At 63.2% G+C, this 22804-nt stretch carries 22 protein-coding genes; 13 read left to right on the top strand and 9 right to left on the bottom strand.

Translation table 11 applies throughout. From position 1 onward, the window contains the following. Window positions 1-56 precede the first annotated feature (56 nt). The 5 genes from E0H22_RS08310 to E0H22_RS08290 all read left to right on the top strand — a co-directional run bounded on the left by E0H22_RS08310 (window position 57) and on the right by E0H22_RS08290 (window position 6021). Window positions 57-911, top strand: coding sequence for an alpha/beta fold hydrolase (locus E0H22_RS08310; RefSeq protein ID WP_233025191.1), 855 nt, complete (start codon window positions 57-59; stop codon window positions 909-911). Between the two features lie 59 nt (window positions 912-970). Beyond that, window positions 971-2200 (top strand): acyl-CoA dehydrogenase family protein, encoded by a 1230-nt coding sequence (locus E0H22_RS08305; protein ID WP_233026208.1) that lies wholly within the window; start codon window positions 971-973, stop codon window positions 2198-2200. A 134-nt stretch (window positions 2201-2334) separates the two neighbouring features. Beyond that, window positions 2335-3846: a class I adenylate-forming enzyme family protein gene (locus tag E0H22_RS08300; RefSeq protein ID WP_233025190.1), complete on the top strand. Its 1512-nt coding sequence runs from the start codon at window positions 2335-2337 to the stop codon at window positions 3844-3846. A 100-nt stretch (window positions 3847-3946) separates the two neighbouring features. After that, window positions 3947-5041: an NAD/NADP-dependent octopine/nopaline dehydrogenase family protein gene (locus E0H22_RS08295; RefSeq protein WP_233025189.1), complete on the top strand. Its 1095-nt coding sequence runs from the start codon at window positions 3947-3949 to the stop codon at window positions 5039-5041. Then, window positions 5038-6021 (top strand): 3-hydroxybutyryl-CoA dehydrogenase, encoded by a 984-nt coding sequence (locus E0H22_RS08290; RefSeq protein WP_233025188.1) that lies wholly within the window; start codon window positions 5038-5040, stop codon window positions 6019-6021. Before E0H22_RS08295 ends, E0H22_RS08290 begins: the two co-directional genes overlap by 4 nt. A gap of 132 nt (window positions 6022-6153) precedes the next feature. Here the strand turns inward: E0H22_RS08290 and E0H22_RS08285 are convergent, their stop codons facing one another. The 9 genes from E0H22_RS08285 to E0H22_RS08245 all read right to left on the bottom strand — a co-directional run bounded on the left by E0H22_RS08285 (window position 6154) and on the right by E0H22_RS08245 (window position 14166). Then, complete coding sequence (locus E0H22_RS08285) at window positions 6154-6915, bottom strand: ABC transporter permease (protein WP_233025187.1); 762 nt, start codon at window positions 6913-6915, stop codon at window positions 6154-6156. Between the two features lie 10 nt (window positions 6916-6925). Continuing rightward, a complete protein-coding gene (locus E0H22_RS08280) occupies window positions 6926-7708 on the bottom strand; it encodes an ABC transporter permease (RefSeq protein WP_233025186.1) in 783 nt (260 codons plus the stop codon). Continuing rightward, a complete protein-coding gene (locus E0H22_RS08275; protein ID WP_233026206.1) occupies window positions 7708-8475 on the bottom strand; it encodes an ABC transporter ATP-binding protein in 768 nt (255 codons plus the stop codon). Before E0H22_RS08275 ends, E0H22_RS08280 begins: the two co-directional genes overlap by 1 nt. Before the next feature lie 209 nt (window positions 8476-8684). Next, window positions 8685-8936, bottom strand: a complete 252-nt coding sequence (locus E0H22_RS08270) for a DUF3297 family protein (protein ID WP_233025185.1) — start codon at window positions 8934-8936, stop codon at window positions 8685-8687. Then, window positions 8933-9409 (bottom strand): glutathione peroxidase, encoded by a 477-nt coding sequence (locus tag E0H22_RS08265; RefSeq protein ID WP_233025183.1) that lies wholly within the window; start codon window positions 9407-9409, stop codon window positions 8933-8935. The genes E0H22_RS08270 and E0H22_RS08265 overlap by 4 nt, the downstream gene beginning before the upstream one ends. A 5-nt stretch (window positions 9410-9414) precedes the next feature. After that, window positions 9415-10818 carry an amidase family protein gene (locus E0H22_RS08260; RefSeq protein WP_233025181.1) on the bottom strand — a complete coding sequence of 468 codons (1404 nt, stop codon included), beginning with the start codon at window positions 10816-10818 and terminating at the stop codon, window positions 9415-9417. 809 nt (window positions 10819-11627) lie between these two features. Next, window positions 11628-12194 (bottom strand): c-type cytochrome, encoded by a 567-nt coding sequence (locus tag E0H22_RS08255; RefSeq protein WP_233025180.1) that lies wholly within the window; start codon window positions 12192-12194, stop codon window positions 11628-11630. Window positions 12195-12394: 200 nt separating this feature from the next. Continuing rightward, window positions 12395-13780 (bottom strand): PQQ-dependent sugar dehydrogenase, encoded by a 1386-nt coding sequence (locus E0H22_RS08250; RefSeq protein WP_233025178.1) that lies wholly within the window; start codon window positions 13778-13780, stop codon window positions 12395-12397. A gap of 131 nt (window positions 13781-13911) precedes the next feature. Next, window positions 13912-14166, bottom strand: a complete 255-nt coding sequence (locus E0H22_RS08245; protein ID WP_233025177.1) for a DUF6894 family protein — start codon at window positions 14164-14166, stop codon at window positions 13912-13914. A gap of 257 nt (window positions 14167-14423) precedes the next feature. On the opposite strand from E0H22_RS08245, the gene pqqA reads away from it, so the two are divergent. The 8 genes from pqqA (at window position 14424) to E0H22_RS08205 (ending at window position 22784) form a co-directional block, all read left to right on the top strand. Further along, the gene (gene pqqA, locus E0H22_RS08240) at window positions 14424-14504 is read left to right on the top strand and encodes a pyrroloquinoline quinone precursor peptide PqqA (protein ID WP_089267584.1); all 81 of its coding nucleotides are present in this window, start codon (window positions 14424-14426) and stop codon (window positions 14502-14504) included. 126 nt (window positions 14505-14630) lie between these two features. Then, window positions 14631-15560 (top strand): pyrroloquinoline quinone biosynthesis protein PqqB, encoded by a 930-nt coding sequence (gene pqqB, locus E0H22_RS08235; protein WP_233025175.1) that lies wholly within the window; start codon window positions 14631-14633, stop codon window positions 15558-15560. A gap of 19 nt (window positions 15561-15579) precedes the next feature. After that, complete coding sequence (gene pqqC, locus E0H22_RS08230) at window positions 15580-16335, top strand: pyrroloquinoline-quinone synthase PqqC (protein ID WP_233026203.1); 756 nt, start codon at window positions 15580-15582, stop codon at window positions 16333-16335. Between the two features lie 9 nt (window positions 16336-16344). Further along, entirely contained in the window at window positions 16345-16665 is a 321-nt protein-coding gene (gene pqqD / locus E0H22_RS08225; RefSeq protein WP_233025174.1) for a pyrroloquinoline quinone biosynthesis peptide chaperone PqqD, read from the top strand. After that, window positions 16662-17876, top strand: coding sequence for a pyrroloquinoline quinone biosynthesis protein PqqE (pqqE, locus tag E0H22_RS08220; protein WP_233025173.1), 1215 nt, complete (start codon window positions 16662-16664; stop codon window positions 17874-17876). The genes pqqD and pqqE overlap by 4 nt, the downstream gene beginning before the upstream one ends. Further along, the gene (pip, locus tag E0H22_RS08215; RefSeq protein WP_233025172.1) at window positions 17866-18849 is read left to right on the top strand and encodes a prolyl aminopeptidase; all 984 of its coding nucleotides are present in this window, start codon (window positions 17866-17868) and stop codon (window positions 18847-18849) included. Before pqqE ends, pip begins: the two co-directional genes overlap by 11 nt. Before the next feature lie 85 nt (window positions 18850-18934). Next, window positions 18935-19606, top strand: coding sequence for a DUF4286 family protein (locus tag E0H22_RS08210; RefSeq protein WP_233025171.1), 672 nt, complete (start codon window positions 18935-18937; stop codon window positions 19604-19606). A gap of 325 nt (window positions 19607-19931) precedes the next feature. Further along, on the top strand, window positions 19932-22784 hold the full coding sequence (locus E0H22_RS08205; protein WP_233025170.1) for a bifunctional transaldolase/phosoglucose isomerase: 2853 nt from the start codon (window positions 19932-19934) through the stop codon (window positions 22782-22784). Window positions 22785-22804 lie beyond the last annotated feature (20 nt).

The following is a 22804-nucleotide window of genomic DNA, read 5'->3' as shown; positions in this document are numbered from 1 at the left end:
ACCCTTTAAGTCTAAAACTATCGCTTTTCATATATCTGGGTCATGCTAGGATCATCATGTCCGATCGTACAGGAGGCCACCACGTGCCGAACTCACAAGCCCTGACAACCAAGGACGGCCGTTTCGGCTATGAAGCCAAAGGCGATGTGTCGATGACGCCGCTGGTGTTTCTGCATGGAATCGGCGGTGCCGGCCGCGGCTGGCGCAACCAGATCGACACGTTCGGCGATCGCTATTTCACCATTGGCTGGGATGCGCCGGGTTATGGCGGATCGAAGCAGCTCGATGAGCCCAGCATTCCCGGTTTTGCTGCCGCGCTGAAGGACTTTCTGACACAGGTGGGCGCCAGGAAGCCCGTGCTGGTCGGCCATTCCATCGGCGGCATGATCGTGCAGCGTTTCCTGCATGACTATCCCGATCTCGCCAGCGCCGCCGTACTGGCCCAGACGACGTCGGTATTCGGCAGCTCCGACGGCGAATGGCAGAAGAACTTCATCGATGCCCGGCTCGGACCGCTGGATCGCGGCGAGACCATGGCGAGCATGGCGCCGAAGCTCGTCGCCGGCCTTATCGGCGACGATCCTGATCCGAAGGGCCTCGACCTCGCACGCGACTGCATGGCCGCGGTGAAGCCCGATACCTATCGCGCGTCGATGAAGTCGATGATCGGCTTTAACCTGCGCAACGAGATCGCCGATATCAAGGTGCCGACTTTGCTCTTGTCGGGCTCCAAGGACAACAATGCCCCGGCCAAGACCATGGCGAAGATGGCGGCCATGGTGCCCGGCGCGACCTATGTGGAGCTCCAAGGCGTCGGCCATCTCGCCAGTTTCGAACGCCCGCGCGAGTTCAACGACGTGCTCGCCGACTTCCTCAAGACCTGTCACAACCTCTCGGGATCAACTTCATGAACGCGCCCGCCAGCAATCTCGACGGCATCGTGCTCGACAAGCCCGATCTTGATAAACCAATGTTCGATCCGAAGGCCTATCGTCTCAATGACGAACAGACCCTTCTGATCACCAAGGCGCGCGAACTGGCGCAGACCAATTTCGCGCCGCGCGCTGCGAAGTGGGATCGCGAGGCGATCTTCCCGATGGAGAATTATCGGGATATGCACAAGGCGGGCCTGCTCGGCATCTCCGTGCCGAAGGCCAATGGCGGATCAGGCGCAGACTACCAGACCTATTCGCTGGCTGCTGCCGAGATCGGCCGCTATTGCGGCGCCACGGCTCTGACCTGGAACATGCATGTCTGCTCGACGCTGTGGTCCGGCCCGCTCGCCGACGACCTCGACATGGATGCGTCAACCCGCGCCGATCACGAGCGCCGCCGCGCGGTGCATTACAAGCGCATTCTCGAAGACGGCGCGATCTATGCGCAGCCCTTCTCCGAAGGCGGCGCGGCTGCTGCTGGCGGCGTAGCCTTCGGCACCGAAGCAAAGCCTGTCGAAGGCGGCTGGATCGTCAACGGCAAGAAGATCTTTGCGTCGCTGTCCGGTTCGGCCGACTACTACGGCGTGCTGTGCACCGAGACTGTCGAAGGCGAGAAGGCCTCGCGCCGCAATACGCTGTATCTGGCGATCGCCGCGAAGTCGGAAGGCGTCTCGGTGGTCGGCGACTGGGACCCGCTCGGCATGCGCGGCACCGTTTCGCGCACCCTGATCTTCAAGGATGTGTTCGTGCCGGAGGATGCGGCGCTGATGCCGCGCGGCGTGTATTTCCAGGCGGCGATGCGCTGGCCGCACATGTTCATGACGCTGTCGCCGACTTATATGGGGCTCGCGCAAGCTTCCTATGATTTCACGGTGAAATATCTGCGCGGCGAAGTGCCGGGCATGCCGCCGGTGAAGCGCCGCATGTATCCGACCAAGCAGATTGCCGTCGCACAGATGCAGGTGAAGCTGGAGCAGATCAAGGGCATCTGGTTCCAGGCCGTGACCGAAGCCTGCGCCAATCCGACCAAGGAGCAGGTGCTGCGCGCCTATGCGGCACAGTACACCGTGATGGAAGGCGCCAATGAACTCGCGGCGCTGGCGATCCGCACCTGCGGTGGCCAGTCGATGCTGAAGACATTGCCGCTGGAACGCATCTATCGCGACAGCCGCTGCGGCGCGCTGATGCTGCCCTGGACCGCCGAGCTGTGCCTCGATCGCATCGGCCGCGAAGCGTTGTACGAGCCGGGTGAGAAGGACGACTAATACTACGTCATTGCGAGCGAAGCGAAGCAATCCAATTCTTTCTTCGCTCGCCGCTCTGGATTGCTTCGTCGCTCCGCACAGGGAAAAGCCAAAGGCTTTTCCAGACCTCGCAAAGACGACATTGGATCACCGCTTTGGATCTCTCCAGCCTCATCGCCCGCAACGCGGCTTTCACCCCCAGCAAGCCAGCGATCCATTTCGAGGGCACGACGCTGACCTATGCCGCATTCAACGCGCGCATCGAGGCAGCGGCGAAGGCGTTGAAAGCAGAATGTGGCGTCGGTCGCGGCGATCGCGTGGCGATCCTCAGCCTCAACCGGCCGGATTATCTCGTCCTGCTCTATGCCTGCGCCAGGCTCGGCGCGATCCTGGTGCCGCTGAACTGGCGGCTCGCCGTGGCAGAACAGCTCTTCATCCTTTCCGATGCGTCCGCCAAAGTGCTGGTGCTGGAAGAAGGCTTCGCGGCCATCCTGCCCCAGCTCGCGACGGAGCTTCCGGACACCCGTGTCGTCGCGCTCGATTTCACGCCGCCAGCTCCTGCGCAGACATTTGAAGAACTGCTCGCCAAGGCCTCCGGCGATGGCAGCAATCCGCATACCGACCTATCCTGCCCGCTGCTGATCGTTTACACATCCGGCACGACAGGCCGCCCGAAAGGTGCAGTGCTGCGTCAGGAGGCGCTGCTGTGGAACGGCGTGATGAGCCAACACATGCATGGCCTCACTTCCGACGATCATGTACTGACGGTGCTGCCGTTCTTCCATGTCGGCGGGCTCAACATCCAGACCACGCCCGCGCTGCATCACGGCGCTACCGTAACCATCCATGCGCGCTTCACGCCGGACTCGACGCTGGCGACCATCACCCAAGCGCGACCGACGCTGACCGTGCTGGTGCCTGCGACCATTCAGGCCGTGAGCGAGCATCCGGCCTGGGCGAGCACCGACTTGTCCTGCCTGAAAGCGATCTGCACCGGCTCCAGCATCGTGCCGCCGCATCTGATCGCGCGCTTCACCGATCGCGGCATTCCGGTGCTGCAGGTCTACGGCTCGACGGAAACCTGCCCGATATCCGTCTATACGCGGCTCGGCGGCGAAGCCCGCACGGGATCGACGGGATTGCCGGGTCTGTGCTGCGAAGCCAAGGTGATCGACGACAGCGGCGCTGAAGTCGCAGCCGGCACCGCCGGCGAGATCGTCGTGCGCGGCCCCAATGTGTTCTACGAATATTGGGGCAATGAAGCCGCGACGCGCGATGCGCTGCATGATGGCTGGTATCGCACCGGCGACATCGGCACGCGCGATGCGGATGGCTATTTCTGGGTCCATGACCGCAAGAAGAACATGATCATCTCCGGCGGAGAGAACGTCTACCCCGCCGAGATCGAGCGTGTGATCCTCGAACATCCCGACGTCGCCGATGTCGGCGTGATCGGCGTGGCCGATCCGAAATGGCAGGAAGTGCCGGTCGCCTATGTGGTGTTGCGCCCGGACTGCGATTGCACGGCCGAGCTCCTGAAGGCGCATGTCGCGACGCAACTTGCACGCTTCAAACACCCGCGCGACATCATCTTCGTCAGCGATTTGCCGCGTACCGCACTCGGCAAGGTGCAACATTTCAAATTGAAGCAAGACGCTTCTTCGTAGGATGGGCAGAGCGCCTTCGCGAAACCCATCATTCACACGCACGAAATCGATGGGTTTCGCTTCGCTCTACCCATCCTACGGCCAGAGTTAGGGGATACACATGAAGATCGCAGTACTCGGCGGCGGCAACGGCTCTTTCGCAGCCGCAGGCGATTTCGCACTGCAGGGCCATGACGTGCGCCTGTGGCGCCGCGATGCCGAGGCCGTGGCCGCGCACAAGGCGGCCGGTGCGCGCATCACCGTAAAGAATGCGCAAGGGACGCATGACACCCGGCTTGCGCTCGTCACCACGGATATCGCCGCAGCCATCGATGGCGTCGAGTTGATCCTCTGCCCGGCACCTGCCTTTGCGCAGCCCGATATCGCAGAACAGATTGCACCGCATCTCAGGGATGGCCAGGTTGTCTATCTGCCGCCCGCCACCTTCGGCGCGATGATCTTTGCCAAGGCGGCGCATGACATCGGCAACAAGGCGAAAGTCGCCTTCGCCGAAACCGGCACCCTGCCCTGGCTCGCGCGCAAACATGGCCCATTCGAGGTCGCCATCACCATCCGCGCCAGGCGGCTGCCGACCGGCGTGTTTCCGCTGTCGATGTCGGACTATGCCTGCAAGGTGATCGACAAAGCCTTCCCCGGCGTCATCGAGCCCTGCGGCGATGCATTGTCGGGCGCGCTGATGAATGCCGGGCCGATCATCCATCCGCCGCTGATCGTCATGAATGCCGGACCGCTCGAGCATTTTCCGAAATGGGACATCCACAAGGAAGGCACGCAAGCCTCGATCCGCCGCGTGACCGACCTGCTCGACGGCGAGCGCATCGCGATTCGCGAAGCGCTTGGCTATACGGGCCCGCATTTCCCGCTGGCGCATCACTACGCCAGGGAAGGCGAAGAATGGATGTACGGCCGCGGCTCGCACGATCGTCTCACCGACAGCGGCGACTGGCGTGAGAATATCGTGCTCACCGAGCACCGCTACATGCGCGAGGATCTGCGTACCGGCCTCTCCTTCTTCCTCTCCTGCGCGGAGCTCGCCGGCGTCGAAACACCGCTGGTGAAGGCCTTCCTCGCTATCGGCGGCGCCATCTGCGGTGAGAACTTTTTTCAGGGCGGTCGCACGCTCACCTCGCTCGGCTTCGGCGATCTGAAGCGTGACCCGCTGCAGAAGCTGCTGCGCGAAGGCTTTACCGCATGAGTACGCGGCCAGTGATCGCCTGCCTGGGAGCAGGCCGCATGGGCCGCGGCATCGCAGTTGCCTTTGCCTATGCCGGGCATGATGTCGTCATCGTTGACTTCAAGCAGCGCGAGGCCGACAGGTTCGCCGCGTTGGCAGCGGAAGCGCTTGGCGAAGTCCGAAAAACCTTTGCCAGCATGGCACGGTTCGACCTGCTGAAGGACAACGACATCGAGACGCTGGTCGCGCGTATCCGCGTGATTTCCGAAGCCAACGCGGGTGCCGCGCTGAGCAGGTCGGCGATCATTTTGGAGGGCGTTCCCGAAGTGCTCGACCAGAAGCGCGAAGCGCTGGCGCGTGCATCCCAGCTTGCCGGGCCGGAGCCCATCATCGCATCGACGACATCCACCATTCTCGTCGACGATCTCTCCAGTGCCGTCGAGAGGCCTGAACGCTTCCTCAATGCGCACTGGCTCAACCCCGCTTATCTCGTGCCGCTGGTCGAGGTCTCCCCGGGCGCGAAGACCGATCCCGCGGTCACAGCGAAAGTAAAAGAACTGCTCGAAAGCATCGGCAAGGTGCCGGTCGTGTGCTCGGCTTCGCCCGGCTATATCGTGCCTCGCATCCAGGCGCTGGCGATGAATGAGGCCGCGCGCATGGTCGAGGAAGGCGTTGCCTCGCCGGAAGAACTCGACAAGGCGATCAAATATGGTTTCGGATTCCGGTTTGCCGTGCTCGGCTTGCTCGAGTTTATCGACTGGGGCGGCGGCGACATCCTGTATTACGCCAGCAAGTATATGACCTCAGCACTGAACAACGAACGCTATGCGGCGCCGGAGATCATCGGCCGCAACATGGCCGAAGGGAAGATCGGGCTGCGGACCGGCGAAGGCTTCCTCAATTACGAAGGCCTCGATGTGGACGCCTATCGCGAAGGACGGCTGTCGGCCTTCGTGGATCTGCTGAAGCACTTTCAGCTGCAGAAGCCGCCAGTGCTTTGAGGCGCCATACACACCCCCTCATCCTGAGGAGCCGCGCAAAGCGCGGCGTCTCGAAGGGCCGCGATCTCCAGGCACGGCCATCTCATGGTTCGAGACGGCGCTTCGCGCCTCCTCACCATGAGGGGCCGGAGTTCACACTTCCGGAAAACCGCGCAGCAGATACCCGCGCAGCGCGTGCAGCAAGCTGTTCAGGATCAGGCCCAGCAGCGAGATCATGATCAGGGGCACGAACATGTCCACGGTCTGGAAGGTGCGTGCGGCCTGCACCAGCATGTGACCGAGACCATCGGTCGAGGTGATCATTTCGGCCAGAAACACCACGATGCAGGAGATGACGAGCCCGATGCGACAGCCGGTGAGGATCGACGGCATCGCGGCCGGCAACACCACTTTGAACAGGATCTGCCAGCGCGGCGTGCCCGCAGCCTGCGCCGACCAGATCAGCTTCTGCTCGACCATCGACGCACCGTAGTAAGTCGAGAGCAGGATCGGAAACAATGCATCGGCGGTAACCAGCGTCACCTTCGAGGCGTGATCGAAGCCAAGGATCAGCAGCAGCGCGGGATAGAGCGCAACTTTCGGGATCGGCGCCAGCACGCGCACCACCGGCTTCACCACGGCATTGATCGCCGGGCTGACCGCGGCGGCAAGACCGATCAACACACCCAGCACGACGGCAATGCCAAAGCCGGCAAACAGGCGGATCAGCGTCGCGGCGAGATCGTGCAGGAAATCGGCGGTGAAGAACTGGGTTGCCAGCCGGCCGAACACGGCGCCCGGCGCCGGCAAAAGATTGCTTGGAGCATAGCCGAACGAGACCAGCGACTGCCACAGCGCCAGGAACAGCGCGATGGGAATGAGGCCGACGAGGAAGGAATTGACGCGTTCGGTCATGCCCCGTTCCTCACGTGAAACTCAGAGGCATGTCGTCGCGCGGCTGCGACCACTTCACCAGATACAGCCGGATACGCTCGAACACCGCATCGAAGACGATACCGAGCAGACCGACGATCAGAATCATCGCGAACACCGTGTCGTACTGCGCCATGTCGAGGGCATTGAACAGGATGTTGCCGGCGCCGTTCTGCCGCGCGATCATCTCCGAGGTGATCATGGTGATCAATGCCAGCACGAGGCCGGTGCGGCAGCCGGTGAGAATTTCCGGCAATGCTGCGGGAAGCACGATGCGCAGCATGCGCGAGGGCGCCGACATGCCCATGGCCGCGCCGGACCACAACATCTTCTCTTCCACCGCTTTGCCGCCCTGAAACGAATGATAGATGATCGGCAGCGAGACACCGAGGAAGATCACCAGGGTCTTGGAGACATCGCCGACGCCGAGCCACAGCATGATGATCGGCATCAAGGCTGCCTTTGGCACGGGATAGATGATCATCATCAACGGATTGAAGAAATCCGCCACCGCCTTGATACGGCCCATCAGAAGGCCAAGCGGAATCGCGAACACCACCGCCAGCGACAGACCGATCGCCATGCGGCGCAGGGAATCGAGGATGTTGCGGATGGATTCCTTGTCGGTGAGGATCGCCGGCACCGCTTTCAGAGTCTCGATCGCCGTGGGGAAACTTTCGGTCCCGAGCCGCATCGACGCGAGCTGCCAGACACAGAGCAGACCGACGACGGCAAACAGCGGCGAGAGCGCCCTCAGCGCACTGCGCGCGCTCATCACATGTCTTCCGGACGGTCGTCGATCATCTTCTCGATATCGACGACATATTTCTGGAATCGCGCATCGAGCAGCAGGTCCGCGCGCTTGCGCGGACGCGGCAGATCGATCTCGACGGTCTCCTTGATGCTGCCCGGAGAGCGTGACATCACGATCACCTTGTCGGAGAGATACACCGCTTCCTCGACCGAATGCGTGACGAACAGCACGGTCTTGCGCTGGGTGTCCCAGATATCGAGCAGATCGTTCTGCAGGCGCGTGCGGGTATGCGCATCGAGCGCGCCGAACGGCTCATCCATCAGCAACACGGCAGGATCGTAAGCCAGCGTGCGCGCAATAGCGACGCGCTGCTTCATGCCGCCGGAGAGTTCTTTCGGATAGAATTTCTCGTAGCCCTTGAGACCGACCATCTCGAGCAGTTTTCGCCCGCGCGCATCGGCTTCGGATTTCCTGATGCCCTGCTGCAGCAGGCCGTAGATGACATTGCCGAGCACGGTCTTCCAGGGAAACAACGCGAATTCCTGAAACACCGGACCACGATCGGGACCGGGACCGGTGATCGCTCGCCCTTTCACCTTCGCGACACCTTCGGTCGGCTTGACGAAGCCGCCGACAATATAGAGCAGCGTGGACTTGCCGCAGCCGCTAGGCCCGAGGATCGACACGAAGGCGCCGTCCTCGATGGACAGGTTGATGTCCGACAGTGCGAGATGGCTTTGCCGCCCGGACGTCTGGAAGCGCTGCGAAACGTGATCGATTTCGATCATCGGCTCGACTGCCCCGACGTTGGAAGCCTTGCGGCCGGCAACCGGTTCGAGCTTGGTCGGAGCGTCCGAGCGCAGTGTTGCCACTTTCATTCCCGGTCCTTCATGAGCCATGACAGCGTTGCTCCACCATAGCCAGAACCGGCCATTATTTTAAGCTTCAAATTTAGCCGGACGCCGCCTTTTTGCTAATCAGCCGTGCTGCACCGCAATCAGTCGCGGTAATACGGCTCGACCTCGCCGGACAGCTTGATGAGCAAGGGATTGCCGAAGCGGTCCTTGGCGGCGCCGGCCGGCACCCGTACCCACCCCTCGCTGACGCAGTATTCCTCGACATTGCTCTTCTCCGCGCCCTTGAAGCGGATGCCGACATCGCGCTGGAGGACGGCCTCGTTGTAATAGGGGCTGCGGGGATCGACCGAGAGACGGTCCGGCAGCGGGGGATTTTCGATGGTCTCGGTCATAGCAGCGCCTCGATCTTGTCTCGCAGGGATTGGGGTTTCGTGGTCGGCGCAAAGCGCCCGGCCACGTGGCCGGAACGATCGACCAGGAATTTGGTGAAATTCCATTTGATCGCCGGCCCGAGCAGCCCCGACTTCTCAGATTTGAGGAAATTATACAATGGGTGAGCATGAGCGCCGTTGACGTCGATCTTGGCGAACAGCGGGAACGTCACCCGGTAATTCGTTTCGCAGAAGCCGGCGATGGCCGCCGCATCGCCGGGCTCCTGCGCGCCGAACTGGTTGCAGGGAAAACCGAGCACGGAAAACCCGCGCGCCGCATAATCCTGCTGCAACTGCTCCAGCCCCTCATACTGCGGCGTGAAACCGCAGGCGCTCGCGGTGTTGACGATGAGCAAAACCTTGCCTGCAAAGTCCTTCAGCGCGACAGGAGCGCCAGCGAGCGACTGGGCGGTGAAATCGGCGATGCTGCTCATGACGCTCACGCCGTGACGGGATCGCAGGGCATCGGCGGCGTGCCACCTGCTTCGATCGCTTCGCCGGCCGCGAGGCAGAGATCCTCGCGGTAGCGGCCGGCGACGATCTGCACGCCGGTTGGCACGCGCCCCTTGAGGCCGGTGGCGACACTCAGCGCCGGCAATCCCATGAAGGGAATGCCGATCTGCGGCATCTGCGCGGCCCAGACGCGATCGAAACCCTCCTGGCCCTGCAAATCGAGATGATCGGGAAACGGCAGCTCGCCGGACATCGGCATCAGCACCACCGCATAGCGCTGCAGGAACAGCTCCCAATCGCGCACGAAGGTGGAGCGGCGCACCAGCGCGTGAGACAGGCCGCCCTCGCTGAAATTGGCGACCTTTGCCTTCTGGCCGCGCAGACAGACCAGCGCGGCGGGATCGCCTTCGCGCTCGGCGGCGTCGAGCAGCCCTTGATAGCCGTCGCCGAACCAGATCGTCGTTTGCAGCGCGGCGGCCTCTCGCAGCGCGGGCGTGTTCTCGACCTCCTCGACGATCCAGCCCGCGGCCTGCAGCCGCTTGCCGGCGTCGCGCACCGCTGCCTCGACGTCGGCGGTGATGTCGAGATTGTCCGGCCGCAGACACATGGCAACGCGCTTTTCACGAGGTTCGCCGATCAGCGGCGCCGGCACCCACCAGGGATCACGCACATCGGGCTGCGACATCGCTTCGAGGCCGAGCCTGATATCTGCGATGGTGCGCGCGAGCGGGCCGGAGACCGCCGTGATTTGGCCGGAAATGATGCGTTCGGGCAGCGCCTGATTATAGGCGGCGATACGGCCGACGGTGGGACGCAGGCCGTGCACGCCGCAGGCATAGGCGGGATAACGGATCGAGCCGGCGATGTCGGTGCCATGGGCGATGTGGCCGATGCCGGCCGCAACGGCGCTGCCTGCGCCGCCCGACGAACCGCCGGGCGTCAGCGAGGGATCGCGCGGATTCTTGGTGTCGCCATAGAGCTGGTTGGTGGTGAACCAGCGATATGAGAAGGCCGGGCAATTGGTGCGGCCAAGAATGACGGCGCCGGCCTTGATGAGATTGTCGATCACCGGGCTGTTGCTGGTGGCGATGATCCCGTTCTGGATCTTCACGCCGTTGGACGTCGCATAGCCCTTGTAGTCGATATTCACTTTGACGGTGACAGGCACACCGGCGAGCGGGCCGACAGTGAGGCCGCGTGCGAGCGCGGCATCGACCGCCTCGGCCTGTGCCAGCACCTCTTCGGGACGATGTTCGACCACGGCGTTGATCGCGGGGTTCGCAGCATCGAGCCTGTCGAGACCGGATTGCGCGGCTTCCTTCGCAGACACCTTGCGGCTTCTGATGAGTGCAGCGAGTTCAGAGGCCGACAGACGCCAGAGATCGTTCATGCAATGCTCCCGTATTTGCGGTGGGATTTATCGCAGCATGTGCAGGGAATGCCAAATGCGAACGCGGCTTCGCATTCTGGCGGCGCTTGCGCGTCCGAGGTGTGAGCAGGTCTCCCCTCGAAGACATGAGGGGAGGCGGCACGCCGCCAGGCGCGAGGGGTGGTTTCTGACGCGATCGGTGCGCACTGGATCGCCAGTGCTGGCCGGCCGCGCAACGCCTGACGGCGTGCCACCGCGACGATTTTTGGCCCAGGGACCGTGCTTCCGGGTACTGGAAGCTGGCAGGTGCCCTGCCATCGGACCGGCTTTCGCCAGCCGTCATCCGCACCCGTCCAGCCACTGAGTGGCAGAGCCCCGTAGTGGGCCCGGACGGTGACCCCAGGCCTCCCGAGTGCGAGGGATACGTCCTCCCCCGCCCGCAGGCGCCGCATCCTGTCCCGCCCAAAGACGCCTCATGAGAGCGCCCCTCGCGAACAAGACGGGAGGGATATGGACGATCATGGGAATTTTGTCAAGAACGAAATGGGAACAATCTCGGTCCCCCTCATGGTGAGGAGGCGCGGAAGCGCCGTCTCGAACCATGAGATGATGGAGCTCCAAGTTTGTCGCCATCCCTTGCGAATGGCTAAGAAGGCTCCGAGCCAAGCCATCTCATGGTTCGAGACGCGTGCAAGGGCGCTCCTCACCATGAGGGGACAGAGTCTGTTACGTTCTGTCTCGGCGACCAGCAACGCCAACCTGCGGACTGCATTTCCAGTCAGGCTCTCAGGATGAGGTCGGAGAGTGGGGCCTGCCCTACGGGCTACGGCCTACTTCACCCTCGCCAGAAAATACGCCAGCTCCCCGATCTGCGCGTCGGTGATCGGCTGCATCACATCGGCCATGGTCGCGTCGTAGCCGTGACGCGAGTTGTCCTTGTATTCGCGCATGGTCTTGGCGAGGTAATCCTCGCGCTGGCCGGCGATGCGCGGGATGTTGTCGCGGCCGGCGAAGTCGGCATTGTGGCAGCTGTCGCAGCGAAACTGCGAGGTCAATGCCTTCGCAGCCTGCATGCGCGCGGGGTCGCCGCCATCGACAGCCACCGGCTTCGGCAGCGTCGCGATATAGTCGGAGAATGTGCGCAGATCGTCGTCGGTGAGATCCTTCGCCATCTCGTTCATGGGCTCGAAGGTGCGCAACTTCTCGCGAAACATATAGAGCTGGATCAGCGTATAGGCCGGCTGCTGCGCGCCGAGCGACGGCGTGATCTCGGTCTCCGACGTGCCTTTCTCGCCATGACAGGCGAGGCAAGGCGCCGCGCGTTCAGCGACAGGCTCGGCGGCCGCGAGGGGGGAGGATAAAAGAAGAAGAGCAACGATGACTGCAAACAGGCGCATCGGCTGAGGACTTTCTGAAGAGTGAGATAGCAGCGACAAGCGGCGGCCGAATTCCTTCTCCCCGCTTGCGGGGAGAAGGTTAGGATGAGGGGGGCTTTCCGCACGCTCGGAGTATGCGGAGAGTCCCCCTCACCCGCCCCGGCTTCGCTACGCTTCGCCGGGTCGACCTCTCCCCGCTTGCGGGGAGAGGTCAGCGAACATCACTTCTTCCCCGTGACCTTCGGCTTGCCGTAGGTGATGCGATAGATCGCGCCGTTCCAGTCGTCGGAGACCAGCAGCGAGCCGTCCTTCATCTGCAGCACGTCCACCGGGCGGCCGACATATTTGTTGTCCTCGAGGAAACCGGTGAGGAACGGCTCGACGGACTTCACCGTGCCGTCCTTGTTGAGCTTCGCCACCACCACGTCGCCGCCGAGCTTCTTCGACTTGTTCCAGGAGCCGTGGCGCGCGATGAAGATCGCGTTCTTGTAGGCGGCGGGGAACATCTTGCCGGTATAGAAGCGCATGCCAAGCGCCGCCGTATGCGCGCCGAGCAGGCCGACCGGGGCGGTGTAATCGGCGCAGGACTTGTCCCAGCCGAATTCCGGATCGGTGATATTGCCCTGCAAGCAATAGGGCGCGCCGAAATGCTCACCAGCCTTGGTGACGCGATTCAGCTCGTCCTCAGGCACGGTTTCCGACATCCAGTCACGGCCATTATCCGTGAAATACATCTGCTTGGTTTCGGGATTCCAGTCGAAGCCGACGGTGTTGCGCACGCCCACGGCATAGACCTCGGCGCCAGAGCCATCGAGATTCATGCGGCGGATCTGGCCATGCTCGTCATCATGCAGCACATTGTTGCCGGGCTGGCCGACCGGGACATAGAGCTTGTTGTCCGGGCCGATGCCGATGAACTTCCAGCCATGGGCCTCGTCCTTCGGCAGCTTGTCGTAGATCGTGGTCGGCTTCGGCGGATTATCGAGATTGTCCTCGACCTTGTCGATCTTCGAGACCTTCGACAGTTCGGCGATGTAGAGCGTGCCGTCCTTGAAGGCGAGACCGTTCGGGCGATAAAGGCCCGAGGCCAGCACCTTCACCTGGCGCTTGCCGTCCTTGTTGACGACGGCATACACCTTGTCGACCAGACGGGAGCCGACGAAGACGGTGCCTTTGTCGCCCTCGCGCATCGAGCGCGCATTGGCCATGCCCGCGGCATAGACCTCGATGTTGAAGCCCTGCGGCACCTTGAGCTTGGCGAGCGGCAGCTTGTCCGGCGCGGACGGAATCGGCGGCGGCGCGACCGGTGCGAGCTTCGCGGCAGCAGCACCGGCGGGGCGGCCGATCAGCGGCGAGCCCGGCGGAAGCGCCGGCGCAGCGGCGGGTGCAGGAGCCGCAGCCTGCGGCGCTGCCGGCGCGGGAGCTGATGCCGGTGCGGGAGCGGGTGCAGGAGCAGGAGCAGGAGCAGGAGTCGCTGCAGGAGCGGCGGCGGGCGGCGATGCCGCGGCCGGGGCAGAATCCGATTGCTGCGCAACCGCCCCCGATGCCAAGACGCCAATAAACACGCCGGCAAGCAGTGCCTGACGGGCGGACGCATAAACGGTCATGAGTGTTTCCCTTTCGCAGGAAGCCTTCTCTCGATCGCGGCAAACACCTGCCGCGCTTCTCCGGGCTTTCCTGGGCGCAGTTTGAGATATTTTACCGCCCATACGCAATCGAAACATCGACCCGCCGTGGCTCAGTGCCGCGTCGTCGAATCCGCGGAATCGAGCAGCGCTTCAGTGAACGGAAATTCGAGCACGATCTCGCCCTGCTCGTCGGTCACTTCAAGCACGGCCGCGAGCAGATCGCGCTGCGTGCCTTCCGAGCGCAACAGTTGAATGATCATGGAACGCGCGACTTCCCAGGCATGATCGGGATTGCGCAGCACCTCGCCGTCCGGGTCATCGACGACCTCGTTGCCCAGACGGGTATTGAAGAAATAGCGTGGCATGACGATCCCCGACTTCCTGAAATTGCCGTCAACAACGGGCGATGGCTTTGCCGCAAAGACTCATGAGAGGTTAAGGAACGCTGCAAGCATTGCAATGTTGCATTGCGATTGATTTTGCGGCGCACGCAAAAGTGACCTCCGTTTCCGAACCTGCACGCCTTCCCTCACATTGTGATGACGAGGCTGTTGGCGAACCATTGGCAAGCGGTTAGAGTTACCTTCTGCAGCATCTGCTGCATTCAACGCGGGAGAGAATCGTGGCCTGGAAAGCACCGAAGATCGTCGAAGTTGCCGTCGGCATGGAAATCAACATGTATGCCTGCGCAGCGCGCAAGTAAGACCCGGTTTCATAGTGCCGATCAGGGCGCCTCTTCCGGATCGTTCGGAAAGGCGCCTTTTTCGGCTGAGTTTTGTTTGAAGTTGCTGCTGCTTTCTTTTAATCCGGCGGCGCCTGGGGCGATCTGATGTTGCGTATCGTCGTTCTCGGAGCTGCAGCGGGCGGCGGCGTCCCGCAGTGGAATTGCGGTTGCCCGATATGCCGTGCAGCACGCGACGACCGGCCTGAATTGCAGAACGGCCAGGCATCCCTCGCCGTCACCGCCGATGGCCGCAACTGGTTTCTGATCAACGCATCGCCCGATCTGCGGCAACAGGTCACGGCAACGCCGCAGCTGCACCCGCAGGACGGCACCTTGCGGCATTCGCCCATCGCCGGCGTGATCCTTACCAATGGCGAAGTGGACGCAGTGGCCGGGCTGCTCTCGATGCGCGAAGGCTCACCGTTCACGATCTACGCGCATCAGCGCGTGCTGGCGATCCTGAAGGCGAACAGCATTTTCAATGTGCTGTCGGACGCGACCGTGAAGCGCGAAGCCATCGCCATCGAGACAAGCTTCGCGCTGCGGCTGCAGGACGGCACAGCGTCCGGCCTCGAACTGCTGCCCTTCACCGTTCCCGGCAAAAGCGCGTGGTATCTCGAGGGACAGGCTCATCCGGCCGGCGAGGATGGCGACGGCGATACGCTGGGCCTGCGCATCGGCGAGCCCGCCAGCGGCAAGTATTTCTACTTCATCGCCGCCTGCGCGCGCGTGACGCCGGAGCTGAAGGAGCGCCTGCGCGGGGCGCCGCTGGTGTTCTTCGACGGCACCGTATGGCGCGACGACGAGCTCATCGCTGCCGGGCTCAGCCAGAAGACGGGACAGAGCATGGGCCACATCGCGATGTCAGGCGCAGATGGCGCGATCGCATCGCTTGCTGACGCCGGCATTGCGCAGAAGTTCTTTCTGCACATCAACAATTCGAATCCCGCATTGCTGCACGACTCGGCCGAGCGCGCAGCACTGACGACAACCGGATGGACAATCCCCCACAACGGGATGGAGATTACACTCTGATGGAGATCAGGCCGTGAAACTGTCCGCGCTCTCGATCGATCCTGGCGTGCCGCTCGACACCGCCGAGCAACTGGAGGCGGCGCTGCGCGAGATCGGCGCGACACGTTATCACAGCCTGCATCCCTTCCATCGACTGCTGCATGGCGGCCAGCTCAACAAAGGCCAGGTCCAGGCCTGGGCGCTCAACCGCTACTATTATCAGAGCACCATCCCCATCAAGGATGCGGTCGTCATCTCGCGCTTCCGCGACCGCGCGACGCGGCTGGAATGGCGGCATCGCATCGAGGACCACGACGGCGATATCGGCAGCGAAGGCGGCATCGAGCGCTGGCTGAAGCTCACCGAAGGACTCGGGCTCGACACCGCCTATGTGGAATCCACCGAGGGCATCCTGCCGGCGACGCGCTTCGCCGTCGAAGCCTATGTGCACTATGTCCGCGACCGCTCGCCGCTGGAAGCCATCGCCTCGTCGCTGACGGAACTGTTCGCGCCGAACCTGCACGAAGAGCGGATTTCCGGCATGCTGAAACACTACGACTTCGTCAATCCGGACATCATGAGCTATTTCAGCCGCCGGCTGACCCAGGCGCCGCGCGACGCCGGTTTTGCGCTGGATTACGTGAAGCAGCACGCCACCACACCGGCAGAACGCCGGCTGGTCGCCAATGCGCTGATCTTCAAGACCAATGTGTTGTGGGTGCAGCTCGACGCGCTATATCATGCCTATGTGGATGGCCATGTGCCGCCGGGCGCCTTCGTGCCCGCGGCGGACTAGGGATCGAGCATGACGGAGCAGCCGCGCAGCCGTCGGATGGAAGTGAGCGAGGCGAGCAAACCGATCTTGCCGCGCCACGCCCGGCTGAAATTCGACGAAACGCGTCAGGTCTGGGTGATCCTGGCTCCCGAGCGCGTGCTGGCGCCCGATGAGATTGCGGTGGAGATCCTGCAGCTCTGCGATGGACAACGCAGTGTCGCCGACATCGTCGATCTGCTCGCCGCGAAATATAACGCGCCGCGCGACGACATCGGCACCGATGTCATCGCCATGCTGCAGGACCTCGCCGACAAGGGCTTTCTCACGCAACCGCGGGAGAAGACGGCATGACTGACCTTGTTCAAGATTCCGCGGTCACTGATTCCGCACCGATCACTACGGACAGCCTCGCGGTGATGGAGCGTAACCGCTCGGTCGCGGAGACCTATGGCATCCCGCTGGCCGTGCTGGCCGAGCTGACGCATCGCTGCCCGCTGCAATGCCCTTACTGTTCGAACCCGGTCGAACTCGACCGCGCCAACAGCGAACTCACCACCGAGGAATGGAAGAAGGTGCTGAGCGAACTCGCCGAGATCGGCGTGCTGCAGATCCATTTCTCCGGCGGCGAGCCGACCGCGCGCAAGGACATCGTCGAGCTGGTACAGCATGCCACCGATGTGGGGCTGTATTCGAACCTGATTACGTCCGCCGTTCTGCTGACGCGCGAAAAACTCGAAGCGCTGGCCGATGCCGGGCTGTACCATGTGCAGATCAGCTTCCAGGGCAATGAGCCTGTCGTCGCCGATCGCGTCGGCGGCTATCGCGGCGGGCATGCGAAGAAGATCGAGGCGGCGCGGTGGACGCGCGCGCTCGACCTGCCGCTGACGGTGAATGCGGTGATGCACCGGCAGAACCTGCATCAGCTCGCAGATATCATCGAGATGGCGGTCGATCTCGACGCCGGCCGGCTGGAAGTGGCGAATGTGCAATATTACGGCTGGGCGCTGAAAAACCGCGCCGCCCTGATGCCGACCGTCGAACAGATCGATGATACCAGCCGCATCGTCGACGAGGCGCGCATCCGTCTCAAGGGCATTCTCGATATCGATTACGTCGTGCCGGACTACTACGCGCTGCGGCCGAAGAAGTGCATGGGCGGCTGGGGGCGGCAGTTCTTTAACATCTCGCCCGCCGGCAAGGTGTTGCCCTGCCACGCCGCCGAGACCATCACCGGGCTCGATTTCGAAAGCGTGCGCAGCAATCGCTCGATCGCCTGGATCTGGCAGAATTCCGAAGCCTTCAACCGCTATCGCGGCACCTCGTGGATGCCGGAGCCGTGCAAGAGCTGCGAGTTCAAGGACGTGGATTTCGGCGGCTGCCGCTGCCAGGCCTTTGCGCTGACCGGCGACGCCGGCAACACCGATCCGGCCTGCACCTTCTCGCCGCAGCACGAGAACATCTTCAAACTGGCAGAGACGGAAGCCAGCGCAGGCGCCGACCGCTTCCTCTATCGCAACTTCAAGGGCGGGACGCTGGAAACGGACGAGACGCATGGCCGCTGACTCCCCTGCTCCCGTCACGGGGGACGCCTTCGCGCCGCTGACGTCGGAACACCTCGACGTCGGCGACGGCCATTCCATCCATGTGGAAAGCGTCGGCCGCGCCGACGGCATCCAGGCCGTCTATCTGCATGGCGGGCCGGGTTCGGGCTGCCAGCCCGATCATCGCCGGCTGTTCGATCCCCAGCGTTTTCATGCCGTGCTGTTCGACCAGCGCGGCGCCGGCCGCAGCAGGCCGAAGGGAGGTCGCGAGCACAACACGCTGCCGCATCTGATTGCCGATATGGAGACGATCCGCCGCAAGTTCGGCTTCGACAAATGGATGGTGGTCGGCGGTTCCTGGGGCGCGACGCTCGCGCTGGCCTATGCGCAGGCGCATCCGGAGCGCGTCTCCGGCATCGTGCTGCGCGCGACCTTTTTCGGCACGCGGGAAGAATTGCACGACGTCTTCAATGTCATCCTGCCGCGGCATTATCCCGGATTGCATGAAGACTATCTGAGCGTGCTGCCGGAGGAGGAGCGCGCCGAGCCGCTGCCGAATTTCTATCGCCGCATCCTTGATGCCGATCCGGCCGTGCATATCCCCGCGATCCGCGCCTGGAGCGGCACCGAAGCGATCCTCTCCGAAGTCGCGCCGAAGCGCACGCGGCTCGACCGCGCGACGCTGTCCAGCAGCACCGGATCGATGCCGGCAACGCCGGCGATGGAAGCGCACTACTTCGTGCACGATGCCTTTATGCGCCCCCGGCAGTTGATGGAAGATGCCGACAAGCTCAACGGCATCCCCGGCGTGATCGTGCAGGGCCGCTACGACCTGCTCTGCCCGCCGGCCAATTCGCATGCACTCGCCGCGCGCTGGGCCGACGCGGAGGTGCGGATCGTCGAAGGCGCGGGACACAGCCTGTACGATCCCGGCGTGCGGGACGCCGTGATGAGAGCGATCGCAGACGTGGCGTCGAAACGTAGGGCGGATTAGCGGAGCGTAATCCGCCCTTCTTCGTCACACTCGGTCGGCGGCGGATTACGCCTTCGGCTAATCCGCCCTACGGAAGGAACGTCTTATGCCTATGGCCGGAACGGGAATGCTGATGACGTCGATGGACATCGACCCGGCGCATGAACAGGAGTTCAACCAGTGGTACGACCGCGAGCATCTCGCCGAGCGCGTCGCCATCGACGGTTTTCTCGAAGCGAGGCGCTATGTCGCCGTGAATGCCGCGCCAAAATATCTCGGCCTGTATTCGACCGCGACATTCGACGTGCTGGACAGCGATGCCTATCGCAAGGCGCTGGCCAATCAGACCGCCTGGTCGCTCGCCAATATCGGCCGCTTCAAGAATATGCTGCGCTCGGTGGCGCGGATTACCATCAGCCGCGGCGTCGGCCGCGGAGCCGCTCTCGGCCTCGTCCGCATCCGCCCGCAGGAAGGCGATGCAAGTGTGCTGCGCGAGGCCCTGCGGGCCCAACTCGATCCAGGCATGATCCACGACATCATTTCGATGCATCTGATGGAAAGCGACCCGCGGCTATCGAAGCCGCTAACCGATGATCCCGCCGCGCCGAACCCGGCGGCACGCGACTGGTACGTGCTGATCGAGGGGACCGATGTGCAGGCTGTGAGCAAGACGATGGCCGGGCGTTTCGAGGCGGCCATTCTGGCGGCGGGGGCCGAACTGATTTCGAGCGGCAGCTATCGGCTGATGTGGGATCTGGCGAAGGCAGACCTTTCGTAACCTCGCCCCGCTTGCGGGGAGAGGTCGACGTCTCCATGCGAAGCATGGAGGGCGTCGGGTGAGGGGCTCTCCACGCGCTCCGAGCCCGCGGAGAGTCCCCTCACCCGACCGCGCTTCGCGCGGCCACCCTCTCCCGCAAGCGGGGCGAGGGAAAGACCGTCGCCTAAAATTTACACAATCGTCATCCTTCTCCGCACACGACATTGCGATCACGCGGAAATGGAACCCTTCGCCTTGCCATGCGTAGGGCTTTGGGGTGATCATTGGAACCCGCCTGCGCGACATTGCGCGCGGAGCCTTTGACACATTTGAACCGAAGAGCATCATGAATCCCGTCAAAGCACTCGAATCCCATGGTCAGGCCGTATGGCTCGACTTTCTCGCCCGCGGTTTCGTCGCCAAAGGCGATCTGAAGAAGCTGATCGACACCGACGCCGTGAAGGGCGTGACGTCGAACCCGGCGATCTTCGAGAAGGCGATCGGTTCTTCCGACGAATATGACGCGCCGATCGCGGCCGCGCTGAAATCGGGCGACAAGTCGCCGCTGGAGCTATTCGAGCACATCGCCGTCGAGGATATCCAGAACGCCGCCGACGTGCTGAAGCCGGTGTTCGATGCGACCAAGGGGCATGATGGCTTTGTCAGCCTCGAAGTTTCGCCCTATCTCGCCAATGACACCAAGGGCACCATCGCCGAGGCCGAACGGCTGTGGAAGAGCGTCAAGCGCCCGAACCTGATGATCAAGGTGCCGGCGACGCCCGAGGGACTGCCGGCCATCGAGCACCTGATCGGCGAAGGCATCAGTGTCAACATCACGCTGCTGTTCGCACAGAAGGTCTATGTGGAGGTGGCCGAAGCCTATCTTCGCGGGCTCGAGAAATTCGTCGCCGGCGGAGGCGATCCCTCGCATATCGCCAGCGTAGCGTCGTTCTTCGTCAGCCGCATCGACACCCAGGCCGACAAGCAGCTCGACGAGAAGATCGCCGCGGCAAACGATCCAGCCGAAAAGGCACGCCTGAAGGCGCTGAAGGGCAAGGTGGCGATCGCCAATGCGAAGCTTGCCTATCAGGAATACCTGAGGCTGTTTGCCGGCGCGCGCTGGGACAAGCTCAAGGCCAAGGGTGCGAAACCGCAGCGGCTGCTGTGGGCCTCCACAGGCGTGAAGAGCAAGGACTACCGCGACACCATGTATGTGGAGGAGCTGATCGGCAAGGATACGGTGAACACCGTGCCGCCGGCGACCCTCGACGCTTTCCGCGACCACGGCGAGGTGCGCGACAGCCTCGAAGAGAATATCGACGCAGCGAAGCAGGTGCTGGCGGATTTCGCCAAGACCGGGATCTCGCTCGACAAGATCACGGCCGAACTGGTGATCGACGGCGTCAAGCTGTTCGCCGATGCCGCCGACAAGCTCTATGGCGCCGTCGCGTACAAGCGCGCCACCTCGCTCGGCAAGGCGCTCGGCACGCTGGTGATTGCGCTTGACGAGACGTTGAAGAAGACGGTCGACAAATCCACCGAGGACTGGCGCGCATCTGCGAAAATCCGCCGGCTCTGGCACAAGGATGCGTCGGTCTGGACCGGCGCCGACGAAGCCAAGTGGCTGGGCTGGCTGAATGTCGCCTTCGCCGAAACGGCGAAGCTCGCCGATTACGCCGACTTCGCGCGATGGGTGAAGGATCAGGGCTTCACTGACGCCGTCGTGCTCGGCATGGGCGGATCGAGCCTCGGGCCGGAGGTGCTCGCCGTGACCTTCCCGCATGTGGCGGGTTTTCCGAAACTGCATGTGCTGGATTCCACCGATCCGGCGCAGGTCGCGACCATGGCGAAGACGGTCAATATCGCCAAGACGCTGTTCATCGTTTCGAGCAAATCGGGCGGCACCACCGAACCGAATGTGATGAAGAACTATTTCTTCGGCGAGGTGAGCAAGGCTGTCGGCGCTGACAAGGCCGGCGCGCATTTCGTTGCCGTGACCGATCCCGGTTCATCGCTGGAGAAGGTCGCCAAGGAGCAGAAATTCGCACGCATCTTCTTCGGCGATCCCGCCATCGGCGGACGCTATTCGGTGCTGTCGCCCTTCGGTCTGGTGCCGGCGGCGGCTGCGGGACTCGATCTGTCGAAGCTGCTGGAACACACCCTGTCGATGGTCCGCTCCTGCGGGCCCGACGTACCGCCATCCGAAAATCCGGGCGTGCAGCTCGGCCTTGCGATGGGCCATGCCGGCCTCGACGGGCGCGACAAGGTCACCATTCTCTCGTCAAAGGCCATCGCCGACTTCGGTGCCTGGGCCGAACAGCTGATCGCCGAGTCCACCGGCAAGGACGGCAAGGGCCTGATCCCGATCGATGGCGAGGACCTGGGTGCACCGTCGGTCTATGGCGACGATCGCTTCTTCATCGACCTGCGCACGGACGGTGAAAATGACAAGGCGCATGACGACAAGCTCGCCGCACTCGAAAAGGCCGGCCACCCGGTGACGCGCATCACCCTGCCCTCCATCGATCATCTCGGCCAGGAGTTCTTCCGTTTCGAGATCGCGACGGCCGTGGCCGGCAGCGTGCTCGGCATCAATCCGTTCAATCAGCCGGATGTGGAAGACGCCAAGATCAAGACGCGCGAACTGACATCAGCCTTCGAGAAAACGGGCTCGCTGCCGCCGGAGACGCCGGTGGCGTCATCGGACGGCGCCGATCTCTACACCGACGACAGCAACGCCGACCTGCTGAAGAAGGCCGGCGCCAATGGCGACCTGACCTCGTGGCTGAAGGCGCATTTCCGCCGTGTCACGCCCGGCGACTATGTGGCCCTGCTCGCTTATGTCGAACGCGATGCCGCGCATATCGACGCATTGCAGACGATGCGGATGGCGGTGCGCGACAAGAAGAAGGTGGCGACCTGTGCCGAATTCGGCCCGCGTTTCCTGCATTCCACCGGGCAGGCCTACAAGGGCGGACCGGATAGCGGCGTGTTCCTGCAGATCACCGCCGACGACGCCAAGGATCTCGCGATCCCCGACTATCGCGCGTCGTTCGGCGTCATCAAGGCGGCGCAGGCGCGCGGCGATTTCGAGGTGCTGACCGACCGCAGCCGCCGCGCTTTGCGCGTGCACCTGAAAGGCGACGTGAAAGCCGGACTCGCGATGCTCGACAAGGCGATCGCCGCCGCTCTGAACTGACCAAGACCCCACGTGGCCCG

It is taken from the genome of Rhodopseudomonas boonkerdii (assembly GCF_021184025.1).
GTDB classification, from domain to species: domain Bacteria; phylum Pseudomonadota; class Alphaproteobacteria; order Rhizobiales; family Xanthobacteraceae; genus Tardiphaga; species Tardiphaga boonkerdii.
Note: the sequence above shows the minus strand (reverse complement) of the source record. Positions and strands in the feature narration are given on the sequence as shown.